Genomic DNA, 16,478 nt, shown 5'->3' with positions numbered 1-16,478 from the left:
GCGTCAGGCTCCGAAGAGGTGGCGACGCAACGCTGCGGCGTTGCCGAAGATTCGGATGCCGAGCACCACGATCACCGCGGTCGACAGCTGGGTGCCGACGCCGAGTTGGTCGCCGAGCCACACGATCAGCGCCGCGACGAGCACGTTGAACACGAACGACACGACGAACACCTTGGAGTCGAAGATCTCGTCGAGATAGGCGCGCATGCCACCGAAGACCGCGTCGAGCGCGGCAACGACGGCGATCGGCAGATAGGGCTCTGCCCAGGTGGGTACCTGTGGACTCACCACGACGCCCAGCGCGATCCCGCCGATCAGCGCGAGGATCGCCACCAGACCGAAGGTCGGCTTCATCGGGTCGCCTCCTGCGCCGAACGCAGCTCGCGCAGGTTCGCTCCCGGTAGCTGCAGATCGTCCTCGGCCTGTAGGTCGAACTCGATGTCGTAGAGCTGGGCCACCGCCGACATGCGCAGGTAGGCGGGGCTCACGACGAACCCGGTCTGCAGCGGCACGGGCGGTCCGACCGCGGTGATCCGGTAGGGCGGGGCAACCGGGCGGTTGTCCACCAGGATGGCTCCGCCGGCCTGCCGCACCGTCACCTCGGGTCCGACCCGCACGTCGCCGATCGACACCGCCTCCGCCCCGCCGGCCCACAGCGCGTTGACGATCGCCTGCAGGTCGCGGTCGAGCACGACCGACCGGTTGTCGCCCGCGCCCCGATCATCGAGTGACACCACGACGCCGGGGCCGTGCACCGGTTCGGCGCCGGCCGCGGATTCCAGGACGCGGATCCGGTCGAGTACCTGCTCCCCCTCCACGCTGCCCGCGAGCGCAGTGGCGCGGGCCTCGTCGGCAGTCGTGCCGAGCTCCGCGCGCTGCGCGGACAGATCGTCGTTGCGCCGCTCGGCCGCGTACACGCTGGCCAGCACTTCCTTTCGGTAGTCGTCGGGATCGTCCCCGATGGTCCGGTTCGCAATGCCCACCACCGCGCCGACCGCGACACAACCGACCACGAGCCACACCAGCTGCGACACCCGGGAGCCGCGCGCGGTGCCGGATTCGCGCGCCCGCGCGGCCGCGGCGTAGCCCGGGTCCAGGTGATCGCGCAGCAGCGACTGCAGTAGCGAGTTCCGGCTCGAATATCGTGACGGCTCGCTCACGCGCGACCGCCGACCGCACCGGTGGATACCGGGATCGCGCGTGCCACCGCCACAGCCTTGCCGACATAGAGAATTCCGGTCCACACGTACAGCACGGTCCCCCAGACCAGGAACGCCGCGCCGACGGCCGATGCGAATGCGGCGATCGACCAGTCCATCTCGCCGGCGAGCAGCCACGGCAGCGCGGACATCAGGGCAAAGGTGGCGGCCTTGCCGAGATAAATCACCTCCGGCGGCGGCAGCCCGCGTCGCCGATACACGATCAGGGTGAGGGTCAGCACGACGTCACGGCCGATCAACAGCGCCGCGACCCACCAGGGGATGATCCCCCGGATGACGAACCCGATCAGGGTGGTGACCACGTAGAGCCGGTCCACCAGCGGATCCAGCATCGCACCGAGACGCGAGGACTGGTCGAGCATCCGGGCGATCTTGCCGTCGAGCCAGTCGGTTGCCCCGCTGATGATCAGCAGCGCGAAGGCCCAGCCATCCGACTCGGTCACCAGGAGTAGGTAGAGGAACAGCGGCACACCGAGCAGTCGCAGCACGCTGAGCACGTTCGGGATGGTGAGGATGCGGTCGGGCGCGCCATCCTTGGCCGCCTGCTCGCGCGCCGCGTCCTGCTCCGGGATCGGCCCGGTCACGCCGAAGCACCCCTACCGGGCGCCGCGATCCGCGCGATGCTGTCGCCCTCCAGGCTGCCGAGATACATCCACTCCCCCGCGACTCGAACGCCGGTGATCGGGGCGAAACCACCCTTCGATCCCTGCAGGTTGTGCACCAGCGCCCCGCGGCCGTCGAGGCCCAGCACCCAGCCACGATGCTGGGGGTCGGGCTGCAGCCCGGCAGGCAGGTTGGCGGCGATGGTCCGCAGTGCCGGACGGGGTGCGGTGAGGTCCAGCAACGGCATTCGCGGGCTGAACAGGGCAACCCAGAAGATGCCGTCGGTGCCCTGCGAGGTCATGTTGTCCGGGATACCGGGCAGGTTGTCGTACCAGACCGACACCTTGCCCGCGTCGGGACCGGTCAGGTCGACGCGCGTGATCCGGTACGAGCCGGTCTCGGCGACCAGCACGAACGTCTCATCCGCGGCCAACCCAACCCCGTTGGCGAAGTTGAGCCCGCCGGCGAGCAGGTCGGTCTCGCCGGTCGACGGGTCCAGCCGCAGCAGGCGACCGGTGCCACCGTGTTCGAGGATGTCGAGTTTGTGGTCGGGGATGGTGAATCGCGCCGAGGAGTCGGTGAAGTAGACGGTGCCGTCCCGGCCGACGGCCGAGTTGTTGGTGGCCAGCAGCGGCTGTCCAACGGCGGAATCGGCGAGGACCTCGCAGCGGCCGGTGTCGTCGACACGCAGCACCCCGCGTTCGCAGTCACAGACCAGGTACCGGCCGTCGTCGAGGATCTCGATCCCGAGCGGTCGTCCGCCGGTTCGTGCGACAGCAGTGGCGTGGCCGGGGCCCTCGAAGCGCCAGATTGTGCCGTCCGCGCCACCGGTGATCACGCGGCCGTCGTGGTCGACCACGACGTCCTCCGGACCTTCGCCGGACGGCAGGCGCCAGCGCTGCGCGCCGTCGAGTTCGGTGTTGGGCGCAAGGTCGCCGATCAGCGGCGGCGGCTTGGGTGCCCGCCAGGCAACCGGTTCGAGTCCGACGCGGTTGAGCCGGCCCGTGATGGTGTCGAGGATTCCCATGTCCCAACCTCCTCGGATCAACGCCACGCGAAGACAGGCTGTTCGAGCCCATCCACCCGCGTCGCCCTGCCGTGCAGTGCGACCTCGCGGAACTGGTAGACGACGGCGCCGGTTGGCGCATGAATCAGATGCCCACGGAACGGCCACTGGACCACGGGCCGGTCGGATTCCGGGATGGTGATGAAGCGGGGTTCGACATCGAGTTCGGCCAGCGTTGGCACGAACAGTTCGGCGACCTCGGCCGGATTCGGATCCGCCGTGGCGAGGCCGTCGGCCACCCACACAACATACGGCGAGATCACGTAACCCGAGCGGGTCACGTAGTCGTCGAGCCGGCCGAGGACGTCGTCCGGATGGGCCGTGACCCCCAGTTCCTCGGCGAGTTCGCGGATCGCCGCTTGTGCACCGGTCTCGCCATTGTCGATGCCGCCACCGGGCAGCGCGAATTGGCCGGGGTGCGCGCGCAGCCGGGCGATGCGGCGAGTGAGCAGAAATCCGAGGTCGCCATCCGCCGTGGCCCCGACCGCGACGGCAACGGCGGCGGCCCGGTGTCCGGCGGGATCCACCGTGCGGGCGTCGAACCGGGCCAGCTCGCTGGCGATCTGCGCACGGATCTGATCGGGGGAGGAATCGGCGGGCGACATCACAACTGACCCTATGTCACCGCGCGCCGGACGGACGACGGCGCGCAGCGGCCCCCGAATGGAACGGGCCGGGTGCACCCCGATGGGTGCACCCGGCCCGCGTGACAGCTGTTGCGACGCGTCGATCCTTTAGCGCGGCGCCATCCGGATCGCGCCGTCGAGGCGGATCACCTCGCCGTTGAGCATCGGGTTCGACACGATGTGCGCGGCCAGCGCGCCGTATTCGGCCGGGTCGCCGAGCCGCGACGGGTGCGGCACCTGCGCGCCGAGCGACTTCTGCGCCTCTTCGGGCAGCGCACCGAGTAGCGGGGTCTTGAACAGGCCCGGCGCGATGGTGACGACGCGGATCTGCAGCGACGCGAGGTCGCGAGCGATCGGCAGGGTCATCCCGACGACGCCGCCCTTGGACGCCGAGTACGCGGCCTGGCCGATCTGGCCCTCGAATGCCGCGACGGATGCGGTGTTGATGATGACGCCGCGCTCACCGTCGACCGAGTCGTTCTTCGAGATGCGCTCCGCGGCCAGTCGCAGCACGTTGAAAGTGCCGAACAGGTTGACCTCGACGACCTTCTTGAAGGCGTCGAGCGGGAAGGCGCCGTTCTTGCCGACGGTCTTGATGGCGTTGCCGATCCCGGCGCAGTTCACCGTGACGCGCAGCGGGCCGAGCGATTCGGCGAGGTCGAGCGCCGCGGTCACGGACGCCTCGTCGGTGACGTCGCCTGCGGCGAAGCGGACCCGATCGCCGAGTTCCTTCGCGATCGCCTCACCGTTGGACGACGGCAGGTCGAAGATGACCACGGTGGCGCCATCGGCAATGAGTGCCTTGGTCGTGGCGAGGCCGAGGCCCGAGGCGCCCCCCGTGATCAGGGCAACGGTGTCGGTGACGTTCATGGCTTCCTTTCGGATAGTTTACTTATCGCTCGCTAAACAGCTATCACAGCAGGTCCGCTGTGGTCAAAGCGCACCACCCTCGTCAGTGCCCGTTCACGTGGGGTATTGATGAGTCGGAGCAGACTCGCCGAGCTTCGGCCACCGGAGAAAGAGGTCCCGCATGAGTACGGCAGCTTCCGAGACCGAAGCGCCCGGTGCCGCTATTCCGGGCGTCGACGTGTCCGTCGAATCCGGCGTGCTGCGAGTGACTCTCAACCGACCTGCGCGGATGAACGCCCTCACCTGGGCGTCGCTCGAGGCGGTCGCGGACGCGTTCGAGGCGCACGCCGATGATCCAGCGGTGCGTGCCGCCGTGCTGACCGGCACGGGTCGAGCGTTTTGCACCGGCGCCGACCTGTCCGCCACGGAGAAGAGCGAAGACAAACCCGCGGACACCCGCACGATCGACGCCGCCAATCGCGCCGTCGCTGCGATTCGGGCGTTTCCGCGCGTCGTGGTTGCCGTGATGAACGGCCCGGCGGCCGGTGTCGGCGCCTCCCTGGCCTTGATCTGCGACCTCACGGTCGCGACCGAATCGAGCTATTTCCTGCTCGCGTTCACCAAGGTGGGTTTGATGCCGGACGGCGGCGCGACGGCCATCGTCGCCGCGTCGATCGGCCGGGCACGCGCGTTGAACATGGCGATTCTCGCCGAGCGACTGCCTGCGCCGAAGGCACTCGAATACGGCCTGATTGCGGCGACCTATCCGGACGACGAGTTCGCCTCCGCCGCAGCCACTCTCGTCGACCGCATCGCCGCCGGTCCGTCGCAGGCGTTTCACCGCACCAAGGCCGCGATCAATGACGCCACCCTGACCGAGTACGACAACGCGCTCGCCCGGGAACGAAAGGGACAACTCGAACTGCTCGTCACCGCGGACCACCGCGAGGGAGTCGCGGCGTTCCTCGGCAAGCGGCCGGCGAAGTTCGGCGGCCAGTAGTCCCCGGCCGGGGCGGCCGCAGCCTGCGGACAACCACTCACTTCCGCCGAGGTCTCCGAAATCGTCACTCTGTCCGATACCGGCACCGTGGCGAGCGGCCCGACTCTGCCACGACTGGAAGCCGTGGCTGCCCGCCTCAACAGGATCACCGAAATCCTTGTCCGCCAAAGGGATTGGCGAGCAACTTTCGCTCTCGGACTCGACGGCCTCGAACAATCCGCCGTGCTGCCACTGCAACGTGCGGAGTCGGGGTTCGTCGACCCCGACTACGCCCCATCGGCTCAGCATCGAGGTGATGAGCCAGTTCCTGGTGAACGTGCACGGGGAGTTCGGTTCCGGCCACGTCGAACCGCGATGGGCACGCCATTTCGCACTGGCCCACGACTGCAGCCTGTCGCTTGGACGTGTTGCAATGGCCGGATTCAACGCGCGCGACTACTTCACGGTTCTCGACACGATCGGGCGCAACACGAGCGTCATTGTCGATCGAACAAAGGCGGTCTTCGGCAACGCTCTCGGCCCAGCCCTCGATGCACTGTCGGGCAACGGATTCGCCAATGCCGGCTTCATCGGATTCAATACAATCATCTTCGGCAACGGCCTGGCGCTGCAGAATCCGAGCCTGCGTGCCGCGACCGAAGCCGACATAGACACCCTGTGGAATTCCTTCGATATCGCGGTACAGGGCCTGTAAGCCCTGGCGCGTCAGACCACCGAGGGCTTGGCGCCGACGGTCTGCAACGCGATCGCGGAATACTTGCGGGCCACCTCGTCGGGCCGCAACGTGCCCTCCGTGTGGTACCACCGCGGGATCGACTGGCACATCCCGAGCAACGCACGGGTGGTTTCGGCGGCATCGTCCACATCGAAGACGCCCGCCCGGTCGCCATCCTCGAGTATCCCCCGCATCAGCTGTTCGATTCCCTTGCGCACCACGCGATTACGCTCGCGGTTCTCGGGGCCGAGGTAGCGCGCCTCCGCCTCGATGGCTGCGAGCCGGGCGCGGGTCGTCATGCGCAGCACGATTGCCTCGATGACGTTCGACAGTCGCGCGACCGGGTCCTCACCGCCGTCCGCATCGGCCGCGTGGGCGCGGGCAAGCACATCGCCCGTGCTGAGTTCGATCAGCGCGATGAGCAGGCCCTCCTTGTTGTCGTGGTGGTAGTAGAGCGCGGGCACGGTGACGCCGACGCGGCGGGCGATCTCGCGAACCGAGGTGCCGTGGAATCCGCGCTCGTAGAACGTATCGAGCGCTGCTTCCAGAATCGGCGTGAGCGGCAAGGGTTCCAGCTGTCGCCAGTCCAACGTCGGGGCGTCGGACTGGTTCGGTGCGCCGGAAGTAGCCATGGGCGCATTCTACCTAACGATCGCTAAACCCCGACCGCAACTGCCTCCGCCGGAATTTCGTACCCGAACCCAATGAGAACGTGTTTCAGTTCAGGTAGCGTCGCAGGGTGATCTCGACCGTCGTATGGGGCACCGGAAATGTCGGGCGAGCCGCGATTCGCGCGGTCGCCGCACACCCGTCGTTGACCCTCGCAGCCGTCCTTGTCCACGACCCGGCGAAGGTCGGCAGAGACGCCGGCGACCTGGCCGACTGCGATGGAACGCTGGGCGTCCTCGCCACCGATGACATCGCTGCCGTCCTCGCCGAGCGGCCGCGGGCGGTGGTGTACGCCGCATCCGGCGAGATTCGACCCGACGAGGCAATAGCCGACATTGCCCTGGCCGTGCGCGCCGGCGCCGTCGTCGTCACGCCGTCGGTGTACGCGCTCTACGAGCCCAGCTCCGCGCCCGCCGAAATCCGCGAGCCGATCGAGCAGGCCATCGAGGCGGGCGGCGGGTCGCTGTTCGTCTCCGGTGTGGATCCCGGTTGGGGCAACGACATCCTCCCGCTGCTGATCAGCGGACTCGGCTCGACGGTCGAGGAAATCCGCTGCCAGGAGATTTTCGACTACGCGAGCTACGACCAGCCCGATACGGTGCGCTACCTGGTCGGTATGGGCCAGCCGATGGACTACGACCCGCCGATGGTCGCCGCCGGCGTCCCGACGATGGTCTGGGGTGGCCAGATCCGGCTGATCGCCCGCGGCCTCGGCGTCGAGGTCGACAAGATCACCGAAACCCTCGAGCGCCGGCCACTCGCCGAGACGGTCCAAACCGCCACGATGGGCGAGTTCGAGGCGGGAACACAAGGCGCGCTGCGCTTCGAGGTGCAGGGCATCGTCGATGGCGAAGCGCGCATCGTCATCGAGCACATCACCCGGATCCACCCCGACTGCGCGCCGGAGTGGCCCCAGCCACCGGGCGGCCGCGACGGTGCGCACCGCGTGATCATCTCGGGCCGGCCGAACATCGAAGTCACCGTGGTCGCCACCGACGAGGGCGGCAGCGGCGCCGCGGGCGGCAACGCGACCGCGGTGGGCCGGATCGTCAACGCGATCGACTGGCTTGTCGAAGCTCCGCCCGCTATCTACGACGCGCTCGACGTACCGCTGCGCCCGGCAACCGGCAAGCTCGTTCCAGGAAGGCAATCCGAATGAACATCGACATCCCCGCAGGCAAGGACCCGATCACCTACGTGTGGGGCGAGATGGTGCCCGGTATCGGACCGGCCGCGGCCAAGCTCTCACTGGCGGTGTACTCGGACTCGACACTCGGATTGCGCGAGTTCGAGGCCGCCCGACTACGTATCGCCCAGATCAACGGGTGCGTCTTCTGCCAGGACTGGCGCACCGAACGCGACGGCGTCAAGGTCGAAGCAGGTTTCGACGTCGCCGTGGCGCAGTGGCGCACGACCGACTCTTTCGACGACCGCACCCGGATTGCCGCGGAGTACGCCGAACGCTATGCACTCGACCATCACGGCATCGACGACGACTTCTGGTTGCGGTTCAAGGCGCTCTACACCCAGCCCGAGATCGTCGAGTTGAGCATGTGCATTGGGTCGTGGCTGTCCTTCGGGCGGCTCAACCGGATCCTCGGACTCGACACCGCGTGCGCGCTGCCGAGCCACTGAATCAGACACGGACAACGCATTCGACCGGCTGAGTTACTCAGCCGGTCGAATGCAGAAGCATGGTGAGTCAGCCGGCCAGCAGGACGCCGATCAGCGAGACCACCGCAACCAGCACGGTGGCGATCGCGGCCAGCGCCACATAGCGAACGTCGATGCGCTTCAGCACGGACATCTTGATTCCGGTCCCGAGCGCGAACATGGCCGCGGTCAACAGCGCGGTCTGCACGGTGCCGGCACCGGCGAGGACACCGGCAGGCACAACGTCGAGGGTGCGCAGGGTGGCGCAGCCAAGGAATGCGATCACGAACATCGGCACCAGCGCTGCCCGGCTCGAACGTGCTGCCTCGCCGGCACGGCGCCGATGCATTGCGCCGACGACGACCACGACCGGCGCAAGCAGCACCACACGGGCCAGCTTGACCGCGACGGCCAGGGTGAGCGCCGTGCCACCGATCGCGCCACTGGCCGCGACAACCTGGGCGACCTCGTGGATCGATGCGCCCGCCCACATGCCGGACTGCTCGGAAGTCAGGCCGAGCAGGTTTCCCAGCAGCGGAATCGCCGGGATCATCAGCGTGCCGAAGGCAGCGACCAGGGTCACCGCGGTGACGACATCACGCTCATCGGCGTCGACCGCACCCTCTACTCCGGCCACCGCCGCGGCGCCGCAGATCGAGAACCCGCAAGCGATGAGTACCCGCTGTTCCCAGCCGATTCCGAGCCACCGTCCGATCACCATCGTGCCCGAAACGCCAATGGCGACGACCGCAACGACGGCGAGCAGCACGCCCGGGCCGAGCCCGACGAGGTCACCGAGTGCGAGTTGCAAACCGAGCAGTGCGACACCGACCCGGAGGAGCCGTCGACTCGCGAAACCCATTCCGGCGGCCGTGCTCGCGGGCAGCGGAACGATATTCGTCAGCACCGCGCCGAGCACGATCGCCACGAGCAGCGGGCTCACGGCGGGCACCAGCGATCGAACGCCGAGTGCGACGGCCGTTGCCGCAGCGCACACGGCCAGGCCGGGCGCGAGTCGGGCCACGGCCGCCGTGGCTTCGCTGCGTTGCGTGCGCGAAGCCGGTACCGGAGCGTGGTCGATCGTCGCCTGAATTGCCATGCCATAAGACTCGCCGTGAACCGGGCCCTCCGGTAGCCGCCAATTCGGCATGGCTGACATATCAATTTGATATGGCTTTGCCTTCAGGCATATCATCCATGCATGGCCTACACCTGGCCCGACCTCGATGCACTCGAGCTACTCGTCGCTGTCGACGATCGCGGCAGTCTCGGCGCGGCGAGTCGTGCGCTCGGTGTCGCGCAGCCGAACGCGAGCCGGACGATCAAACGGCTCGAACGCGCACTCGGCGCGACACTGATCCACCGGACTCCGCGCGGCTCGACCCTGACACCGGAGGGCACCGTCATCGCGCACCGGGCGCGCGACGTGCTGGCGCGGGCCGCAGATCTGCTCGACACGGCCGCGGCGCTGCGCACGAAGCGGGACGCAGAACTCGCCGTCGCGGCAAGCATGACGGTGGCCGAGTGCCTGCTACCGCCCTGGCTCGGGTCCTTCCAGCGGGCGCACCCGGACATCCGGGTCCATCTGCAGGTGCACAACTCGATGCGGGTCTTCGATCTGGTCACGTCGGGTGGGTGCGCACTCGGGTTCGTCGAGAGCCCCACCGTGCCCGCCGGTCTGCACAGCGTCACCATCGGCCGCGACCGGCTCGCGGTGGTGGTACATCCGAGCCACCCGCTGGCCAGGCGCCGCAGCCCGCTGCGCGTCGCCGACCTCGCCGCGACCCCGCTGGTCATCCGCGAGCAGGGCTCGGGGAGCCGGCACACCCTCGATCTCGCGCTGGAGGCCTACGAGCGTGCCACTCCGCTGCTCGAGCTGGGTAGCAGTGCGGCCATCCGCGCCGCTGCACTCGGCGCCGTGGGACCGGCAGTTCTCAGCACGCTGGCCGTCGCGGATCAACTCCGCGACGGCCAGCTGAAAGAGGTGCCGGTCGATGGGCTGCACACCGATCGGACGCTGCGCGCGGTGTGGCGCCCGCCCCGTCGGCTCACCGGCCCCGCTGCCGAACTCGTGAAGCTGATCCAGGACCGACGGGTCACTCCGCAGGCTCCGCTCCCGGAACGACGGGTGACTCCGCAGGCTCTGCTCCCGGAACGACGGGTCACTCCGCAGGCTCCGCTCCCGGACCGACGGGTCGCTACGTCCGGCCGCTGACGCGCCTCTCCTCCTCGGCGAGGCGCTCGAGTTCGAGCTCGCGCTGTTCCTCGAACGACTCGGGCGTACCGGGAATCTCCGTACCGCGCAGCGACAGGCCCTTCGTCTCGATCAGGAAGTAGGCCGAAGCGATACCGATCAAGCACGCGCCGAGCATGTAGAACGCCGGAACGAGACTGTTGCCGGTCGCATCGATGATCCCCTCGTTGATCGCCGAGGCGGTACCACCGAACAGCGACGTCGCCACGTTGTAGCCGATTGCGACACCGGCAAACCGGACGATGGTCGGGAACATGGCAGGGAAGGTCGCCGAGATCGTCGCCAACTGCGGCGCGTAGAGCATGCCGAGCACCGCGAAGCCGATGATGGCGCCGGCGAGGTTCGTCCCGATCAGCAGATACATCGGGATGACCGCGATGACGAGCGCGATACAGGAGAACATCCACATCGGACGACGACCGATCCGGTCGGAGAGCATGCCGAACAGCGGCAACGTGAACAGCATGGCGATCTGCCCGAACAACGGCACGAGCAGTGCGTCCGACTCGTCCATGCCCAGCGTCGTCTGCAGGTACGTCGGCATGTAGCTCAGCAACGTGTAGTTCACCACGTTGAGGGCGATGACCAGGCCGAACAGTGTCAGGATCGGACGGGCAAACTTGGTTATCAGGTCCTTGAACACGTGGGCCGCGGTGTCCTCGGTCTTCTGCTCTTCTTCGAGCTCACGGAAGACCGGGGTGTCCTCCATCCGCGACCGCAGATACATACCGATCAGGCCGAGCGGCGCGGCCAGCAGGAACGGCAGGCGCCAGCCCCAGGACTGCATCGACGCGTCGTCGAGCGTGTTCACCAGCAGCAGCGCGATCACGTTGCCCACAGTGAAGCCGACCAGCGTGCCGACTTCGAGGAAGCTGCCGAAGAAGCCGCGGCGCTTGTCGGGTGCGTACTCGGCCATGAAGGTCGCGGCGCCGCCGTACTCGCCGCCTGCGGAGAAGCCCTGCACGACGCGGCACGTGTACAGCAGGATCGGCGCCCATATGCCGATGGCCGCGTAACTGGGGATCAGACCGACGGCGAGCGTAGAAGTGGCCATCAGAATGATCGTCATCGCAAGCACGCGTTTGCGGCCGATCTTATCGCCGAGCGGACCCCAGAACAGCCCACCGATCGGCCGGATCAGAAACGACACGGCGAAACCGAGCAGGGTGTAGAGGACGCCGTTCTCGCCCTCGGGAAACAGCGACGCCGCGATATGGGTGGTCAGGTATGCGTAGACGCCGTAGTCGAACCATTCGACTGCGTTACCGATTGCCGAGGCGCCGATTGCTCTGCGCAATACGCTGGGCGGCACCTCGCCCACGGTCGCTCGAGTGTCGGTCTGGGACATCGGAATCGCTCCTGTCTGCGTGGACGCGATCTGCGGCGAACCACGCCACGATCGGCCCGCCCGGACAGTCGGCCCGGTCGACCGCATCACATGAGCTGGTCACCGAGCCGAGGCCGAGGCGACGTCGCCAAGGCCATGCGCGTGAATACCCGGTAGATGGCGCTCAAAACACCCGCGGCAGCAGCCGCCTGACGCGACCGCGGCAGCGCATTCAGCGTGCCGGGTCGGCGGACACGGATCCCGCACGCGCCGGCGCGCCGGAGCGTGGCAGCCACCCGGGCGGGCCGAACACGAATCCGACGCGGTCCCGCCACCGCGCCGCGCTGCGTACGTCGGCGGTGATCGCGGCGTACTCGTGGAACTGCAGCCGCCAGATGTTGAAGGTCTCGACCGGCTTGGTCAGCCCATAGTGCGGGCGCTCGATCTCGGGCGTGAAGGTGCCGAACATCCGGTCCCAGATGATCAGGATTCCGCCGTAGTTCTTGTCGAGGTACTCGGGATCGCGTCCGTGATGCACGCGGTGATGCGACGGAGTGTTGAAGACGAACTCGACCGGCCGCGCCAGCTTGCCGATGTGTTCGGTGTGCACCCAGAACTGGTAGACGAGGTTGACCGAGAAGCTCGCGAACACCATCCAGGGCGGGACCCCGAGCAGCGGTAGCGGCAGCCAGGCGACGATCTCGCCGCTGTTGTTCCATTTCTGCCGCAACGCGGTGGCGAAGTTGAAGTATTCGCTGGAGTGGTGCGCCTGATGCGTGGCCCAGATCAGTCGCACCCGGTGCGCGGTGCGGTGATACAGGTAAAACAACAGGTCCACCCCGAACAGCGCGATCACCCACGTGTACCACTGCGTCGCGGAGAGTTGCCATGGCGCGACGTAGGCGTAGATCGCCGCGTAGACGAACAACGCGATGGCCTTCCACGCCGCGGTGGTGACGATGGAGACGAGCCCCATCCCGATGCTCGCGCGGGCATCGCGCGTCTCATAGGAGCCGGGCGGCGGGCGGTGCTCGCCGTCGCTCCGACCGGGATCCGCTGCCTGATATTCGAGCGCCCGTGCGGCAGTCCATTCGAGGATCAGCAGGATCAGGAAGAACGGGATCGCGAACGCGACAGGGTCGCGCATCTGCGGCGGCAGCGCGTCCAGGAAGTCGGTGAGCCAATCCACCGACGCCACCTCCTCGTGACCGGTCTCGAGGCGATTCAGAGTACGCCACAAGAAGTGAACATCTGTTCGGTACTTCGTGTCCAGTGCGGCCGCATGGACAGCTCCTTCGCCGCTCGGCTAGCTTGAACCCACGTCCGGACAGTTGTCCAGATCCGGCGAGGGCGACCATTGCGGTTGGCGCAGGAGAAACGAGGAAACGTGTCCGACGAGCTTCGGCCCGGCTTGCGGGACAAGCTGCAACAGAGCGGCGGTGGTGGCCACTTCGTGGTCGAGGACATCAGCCGATCCGAAATGCTGCAGCGGCGGTCCACCTACGAACCCCTCGCCGAGTCGGTGCGCGAGCTCATCGATGCCTCGATTCGGACCGAGGCCGACGCGACGGAAGTTGCCGAGGCCCGCGCGCTGGTGGAGCGGGCCACCGCCCTGCTGCGCCGCAACCAGATCGACGGCGCGTACGGCATCCGCTATACGCCGCGCGGCGAGAGCATGCCGTGGGGCAATCCGGTGATCGGCATCCGCAATCCCATTGCGCCGCCGTTGTTCGTCGAACGCGACGAGACCGGCAGGCACTGGTCGGACTTCACGCTCGGCGCCGCCTACGAGGGCCCGACCGGCCATGTGCACGGCGGCGTACTCGCGCTGCTGCTCGACCATGTCCTCGGCGAGGCGGCGAGCTTCGACGACACCCCGTCGCTGACCGGCACGATCGAGGTGCGTTACCTGCGCAGGACCCCGCTCGGCCCGGTTCGTATCGAGGCAAAGATGGACCGCCGAGAGACCAGCAAGAAGTTCGCCCGCGGCACCATCTCCGACGCGGAGGGCGTGACAGTCGAGGCGAGCGGGGTTTTCATCATTCCGCGGTGGGCGCGGTAGGACCTGCCGTGGCGACCCAGTTCATCACCAGGTTCGACATGCGCGCGCCGGGCGCCTCGAACGCCGAACGCCAGGAGTTGTTTTCGCGCGCGGTCGAGCAGGCCACCTATGTAGACGCGCACGGCCAGGATGCAATCATGCTGTCGGAGCATCACGGCTCGCCGGATGGCTACCTTCCATCGCCGCTGCTGCTGGCCTCGGCGATCGCAGCGAGGACGCAGCGCATTCCGATCTCGGTATCCGCGCTGATTGTCAACCTGTACCAGCCCCGCCGACTCGCCGAGGACATCGCCGTGCTCGATCTGATCAGCGCGGGCCGGGTGTCCTACGTGCTGGCTCTGGGTTACCGCCCCGTCGAGTACGCCATGTTCGACCGCGATTGGGAATCCCGGGGCCTCGATATCGAGAACGCGATCGGCGAAATGCTCGACGCCTGGGCGGGCACCGATTTCACCGCAGCCGGGGAAACCACGCGCGTAACGCCGCCGCCGTTCAGCCGGCCGCATCCATTCCTCTATTACGGCGGAAGCTCGCCCGCGGCGGCTCGGCGCGCTGCCCGGCTCGGGCTGAACTTCGCGCCCCAACTCGCCGATCGCGCGCTGAAACAGCTCTACCTCGAGGAGTGCGAGCGTCTGGGCCGGCAACCGGGCCATGTACTGATCCCACCGACCGGGCCGGCGACGGTCTTCTGCAGCACCGATCCCGACCGGTTCTGGGCGAACCACGGCGAGCATCTGCTCGCGGACGCCCGGGGTTACGACGCCTGGCACGGTGACATGGAATCGCACGTGCGGGACCGCTCGACAACGGTGCGGCAGCTTCGCGCCGCCGGGTCGTACCTCGTTGCCACACCGGACGAGCTGATCGAACGCTGCCGCAGCGGCGAACTACGCCTGATCACGAGCCATCCGCTGTGCGGCAATATGCCGGCGGAGCCGTCGTGGGAAAATCAGCAGTTGCTTTGCGAGAAGGTGATCCCCGCGCTGCGCGAAGGCTGACCGGGCCACTGTCAGACCAGGTCGATGACCGCGAACGGTTCGCTCGTCGGTGTCGCGGATCCCCCGGGCGGCTCGACGGTGAATCCCAATTTCTGGGCCGAGCCCACGTCGTCGACGACGACGGTGGTTGTCGGCGCGACGTCCTGCGCCGACATCGTCCCGGCCGACACGGCCGGCGCCGCATCCGACATCAGCCACATCTGGTAGTTCACATCCGCCGGGGGCGGTGTGACGCCGTCCATGACCAATACCAGAGCGTCCGCCGCCGGCGAATAGCTCACCGTCGCCATGCCGCCACCCGGAATCGGCGCGGTCGCCGAGTGCACGTCGGGCTCGTCGAGGACCTGCTCGGCGGTGACTGCGGGCGCCGGTTCGTCGGTCAACGCCTGCACCGCCACGACCGCACCGACGGCAACCACGATCGCGGCGGCCGCCGCGAGGAGCTGCCGCCGCCGTCGGCTGCGGCGCTTGAGCGCAAGCGCATCGGGTGGCACGCCCGATCGGATCTGCGCCAGGACTCGTTCGCGCACCTGACCCGATGGCGTCACGGCACCCACATCGCTGACCGCCGCGAGCGTTTCCCGGATCACGCGCACTTCGTCCGTGAACGCCGCGCGCAGACCTTCCTGCGCAGCGGCGAGGTCGGCTTCGACCGCTCGACGCTCGTTGTCGTCGAGCGCGTCGAGGGCATACGGATAGGCCATGCCGATGAGTTCGTCGTCGGTCACTACGACACCTCCAGGCACCGGCGCAGCCGGATCAGCCCGTCTCGGATACGGGATTTCACGGTCGGGAGCGCGACACCGAGGTGGCTTGCCACCTCTGGATAGCTCCGACCGTCGTAGTAGGCCATCGCCACTGCCTCCCGCTGGACCTCGGTCAGCGAACGGAGGCAGTCGATGACCGCACGCCGGTCGCCCCGACGTGCCACCTCCTCGGCGACGACGTCGAAGGCCGCGGCAACGTTGCGGGTTTCGTAGCGATTGCTGCGATCGGTCGCGGCCTGCTCCGACCGCACCCGATCCACCGCTCGGCGGTGGGCAAGGGTCAGTAGCCAGGCAAGTACCGAACCACGACTCGCATCGAACTCACCCGCGGTATTCCATGCCTGCAGGTACACCTCTTGGGTCACCTCTTCGGCGTAGCCGGCGTCTCGCAGAACCCGCACCACGACGCCGTACACACGTGCACAGGTCCGGTCGTACAATTCCGCAAAGCCATCTTCGTCACCGGTGGCGATGGCCGCAACGAGTGCGTCGAGCACCGACCGCTCGTCTGCGGCGAGGCCGGGCCGGCGCCCGCCCTCGATGGGCCGGGCGCCGAACCGACGCTGTTCAGGGACCGGGCGGGTCACCGCGATGCTCGTATCATCGCCCTTCACCGTAATGCGGACTCCCGTTCCCCACCACCACACGACGCTCGCGGGCGCCATTGCC

19 protein-coding genes are annotated in these 16,478 nt (G+C 67.9%); 7 read left to right on the top strand and 12 right to left on the bottom strand.

Annotated features, from left to right (window positions below):
- Positions 1–3: 3 nt before the first annotated feature.
- From OG921_RS14385 to OG921_RS14360, 6 genes are all read right to left on the bottom strand, one after another.
- Positions 4–354 (bottom strand): small basic family protein, encoded by a 351-nt coding sequence (locus OG921_RS14385; protein WP_266113130.1) that lies wholly within the window; start codon positions 352–354, stop codon positions 4–6.
- A complete protein-coding gene (locus OG921_RS14380) occupies positions 351–1,160 on the bottom strand; it encodes a DUF881 domain-containing protein (RefSeq protein ID WP_266113129.1) in 810 nt (269 codons plus the stop codon). Before OG921_RS14380 ends, OG921_RS14385 begins: the two co-directional genes overlap by 4 nt.
- Positions 1,157–1,792, bottom strand: coding sequence for a CDP-alcohol phosphatidyltransferase family protein (locus tag OG921_RS14375; RefSeq protein WP_266113238.1), 636 nt, complete (start codon positions 1,790–1,792; stop codon positions 1,157–1,159). The genes OG921_RS14380 and OG921_RS14375 overlap by 4 nt, the downstream gene beginning before the upstream one ends.
- A gap of 8 nt (positions 1,793–1,800) precedes the next feature.
- A complete protein-coding gene (locus OG921_RS14370) occupies positions 1,801–2,850 on the bottom strand; it encodes an SMP-30/gluconolactonase/LRE family protein (protein WP_266113128.1) in 1,050 nt (349 codons plus the stop codon).
- A 17-nt stretch (positions 2,851–2,867) separates the two neighbouring features.
- The gene (locus OG921_RS14365) at positions 2,868–3,494 is read right to left on the bottom strand and encodes a CoA pyrophosphatase (RefSeq protein WP_266113127.1); all 627 of its coding nucleotides are present in this window, start codon (positions 3,492–3,494) and stop codon (positions 2,868–2,870) included.
- A gap of 129 nt (positions 3,495–3,623) precedes the next feature.
- Positions 3,624–4,385, bottom strand: coding sequence for a 3-hydroxyacyl-CoA dehydrogenase (locus tag OG921_RS14360; RefSeq protein ID WP_266113126.1), 762 nt, complete (start codon positions 4,383–4,385; stop codon positions 3,624–3,626).
- A gap of 160 nt (positions 4,386–4,545) precedes the next feature.
- On the opposite strand from OG921_RS14360, the gene OG921_RS14355 reads away from it, so the two are divergent.
- Positions 4,546–5,364 carry an enoyl-CoA hydratase gene (locus OG921_RS14355; RefSeq protein ID WP_266113125.1) on the top strand — a complete coding sequence of 273 codons (819 nt, stop codon included), beginning with the start codon at positions 4,546–4,548 and terminating at the stop codon, positions 5,362–5,364.
- Between the two features lie 295 nt (positions 5,365–5,659).
- Positions 5,660–6,058, top strand: a complete 399-nt coding sequence (locus OG921_RS14350) for a hypothetical protein (protein WP_266113124.1) — start codon at positions 5,660–5,662, stop codon at positions 6,056–6,058.
- Between the two features lie 11 nt (positions 6,059–6,069).
- On the opposite strand, the gene OG921_RS14345 is transcribed toward OG921_RS14350, so the two are convergent.
- Entirely contained in the window at positions 6,070–6,711 is a 642-nt protein-coding gene (locus tag OG921_RS14345) for a TetR/AcrR family transcriptional regulator (protein WP_266113123.1), read from the bottom strand.
- 107 nt (positions 6,712–6,818) lie between these two features.
- Between OG921_RS14345 and OG921_RS14340 the strand changes: the two genes are divergently transcribed.
- Together OG921_RS14340 and OG921_RS14335 are read left to right on the top strand one after the other, a co-directional pair.
- The gene (locus OG921_RS14340; protein WP_266113122.1) at positions 6,819–7,907 is read left to right on the top strand and encodes a dihydrodipicolinate reductase; all 1,089 of its coding nucleotides are present in this window, start codon (positions 6,819–6,821) and stop codon (positions 7,905–7,907) included.
- Entirely contained in the window at positions 7,904–8,383 is a 480-nt protein-coding gene (locus OG921_RS14335) for a carboxymuconolactone decarboxylase family protein (protein ID WP_266113121.1), read from the top strand. Before OG921_RS14340 ends, OG921_RS14335 begins: the two co-directional genes overlap by 4 nt.
- A gap of 67 nt (positions 8,384–8,450) precedes the next feature.
- Here OG921_RS14335 and OG921_RS14330 read toward each other — a convergent pair whose 3' ends face one another.
- The gene (locus tag OG921_RS14330; protein ID WP_266113120.1) at positions 8,451–9,500 is read right to left on the bottom strand and encodes a YeiH family protein; all 1,050 of its coding nucleotides are present in this window, start codon (positions 9,498–9,500) and stop codon (positions 8,451–8,453) included.
- Positions 9,501–9,602: 102 nt separating this feature from the next.
- On the opposite strand from OG921_RS14330, the gene OG921_RS14325 reads away from it, so the two are divergent.
- Positions 9,603–10,616 carry a LysR family transcriptional regulator gene (locus OG921_RS14325; RefSeq protein WP_266113119.1) on the top strand — a complete coding sequence of 338 codons (1,014 nt, stop codon included), beginning with the start codon at positions 9,603–9,605 and terminating at the stop codon, positions 10,614–10,616.
- On the opposite strand, the gene OG921_RS14320 is transcribed toward OG921_RS14325, so the two are convergent.
- A complete protein-coding gene (locus OG921_RS14320; protein ID WP_266113118.1) occupies positions 10,600–12,003 on the bottom strand; it encodes an MFS transporter in 1,404 nt (467 codons plus the stop codon). The genes OG921_RS14325 and OG921_RS14320 overlap by 17 nt on opposite strands.
- 211 nt (positions 12,004–12,214) lie before the next feature.
- Positions 12,215–13,171: a sterol desaturase family protein gene (locus OG921_RS14315; protein ID WP_266113117.1), complete on the bottom strand. Its 957-nt coding sequence runs from the start codon at positions 13,169–13,171 to the stop codon at positions 12,215–12,217.
- Positions 13,172–13,462: 291 nt separating this feature from the next.
- Between OG921_RS14315 and OG921_RS14310 the strand changes: the two genes are divergently transcribed.
- Together OG921_RS14310 and OG921_RS14305 are read left to right on the top strand one after the other, a co-directional pair.
- Positions 13,463–14,044 (top strand): PaaI family thioesterase, encoded by a 582-nt coding sequence (locus OG921_RS14310; protein ID WP_266113237.1) that lies wholly within the window; start codon positions 13,463–13,465, stop codon positions 14,042–14,044.
- An 8-nt stretch (positions 14,045–14,052) separates the two neighbouring features.
- Complete coding sequence (locus tag OG921_RS14305; RefSeq protein WP_266113116.1) at positions 14,053–15,042, top strand: LLM class flavin-dependent oxidoreductase; 990 nt, start codon at positions 14,053–14,055, stop codon at positions 15,040–15,042.
- Positions 15,043–15,053: 11 nt separating this feature from the next.
- Here OG921_RS14305 and OG921_RS14300 read toward each other — a convergent pair whose 3' ends face one another.
- Both OG921_RS14300 and sigK read right to left on the bottom strand, forming a co-directional pair.
- Positions 15,054–15,770 carry an anti-sigma factor gene (locus OG921_RS14300; protein ID WP_266113115.1) on the bottom strand — a complete coding sequence of 239 codons (717 nt, stop codon included), beginning with the start codon at positions 15,768–15,770 and terminating at the stop codon, positions 15,054–15,056.
- Positions 15,770–16,474 carry an ECF RNA polymerase sigma factor SigK gene (sigK, locus tag OG921_RS14295; protein WP_266113114.1) on the bottom strand — a complete coding sequence of 235 codons (705 nt, stop codon included), beginning with the start codon at positions 16,472–16,474 and terminating at the stop codon, positions 15,770–15,772. The genes OG921_RS14300 and sigK overlap by 1 nt, the downstream gene beginning before the upstream one ends.
- Positions 16,475–16,478: the final 4 nt, after the last annotated feature.

It is taken from the genome of Aldersonia sp. NBC_00410, from assembly GCF_026342035.1.
Classification (GTDB): Bacteria; Actinomycetota; Actinomycetes; order Mycobacteriales; family Mycobacteriaceae; genus Aldersonia.
Note: the sequence above shows the minus strand (reverse complement) of the source record. Positions and strands in the feature narration are given on the sequence as shown.

Bases quoted from the DNA above. Each gene is read 5' to 3' on its own strand.
- OG921_RS14385 (WP_266113130.1), bottom strand. From the start codon at position 354: ATGAAGCCGACCTTCGGTCTGGTGGCGATCCTCGCGCTGATCGGCGGG.
- OG921_RS14370 (WP_266113128.1), bottom strand. From the start codon at position 2,850: ATGGGAATCCTCGACACCATCACGGGCCGGCTCAACCGCGTCGGACTC.
- OG921_RS14365 (WP_266113127.1), bottom strand. From the start codon at position 3,494: ATGTCGCCCGCCGATTCCTCCCCCGATCAGATCCGTGCGCAGATCGCC.
- OG921_RS14360 (WP_266113126.1), bottom strand. From the start codon at position 4,385: ATGAACGTCACCGACACCGTTGCCCTGATCACGGGGGGCGCCTCGGGC.
- OG921_RS14355 (WP_266113125.1), top strand. From the start codon at position 4,546: ATGAGTACGGCAGCTTCCGAGACCGAAGCGCCCGGTGCCGCTATTCCG.
- OG921_RS14350 (WP_266113124.1), top strand. From the start codon at position 5,660: ATGAGCCAGTTCCTGGTGAACGTGCACGGGGAGTTCGGTTCCGGCCAC.
- OG921_RS14345 (WP_266113123.1), bottom strand. From the start codon at position 6,711: ATGGCTACTTCCGGCGCACCGAACCAGTCCGACGCCCCGACGTTGGAC.
- OG921_RS14335 (WP_266113121.1), top strand. From the start codon at position 7,904: ATGAACATCGACATCCCCGCAGGCAAGGACCCGATCACCTACGTGTGG.
- OG921_RS14330 (WP_266113120.1), bottom strand. From the start codon at position 9,500: ATGGCAATTCAGGCGACGATCGACCACGCTCCGGTACCGGCTTCGCGC.
- OG921_RS14325 (WP_266113119.1), top strand. From the start codon at position 9,603: ATGGCCTACACCTGGCCCGACCTCGATGCACTCGAGCTACTCGTCGCT.
- OG921_RS14320 (WP_266113118.1), bottom strand. From the start codon at position 12,003: ATGTCCCAGACCGACACTCGAGCGACCGTGGGCGAGGTGCCGCCCAGC.
- OG921_RS14310 (WP_266113237.1), top strand. From the start codon at position 13,463: ATGCTGCAGCGGCGGTCCACCTACGAACCCCTCGCCGAGTCGGTGCGC.
- sigK (WP_266113114.1), bottom strand. From the start codon at position 16,474: ATGGCGCCCGCGAGCGTCGTGTGGTGGTGGGGAACGGGAGTCCGCATT.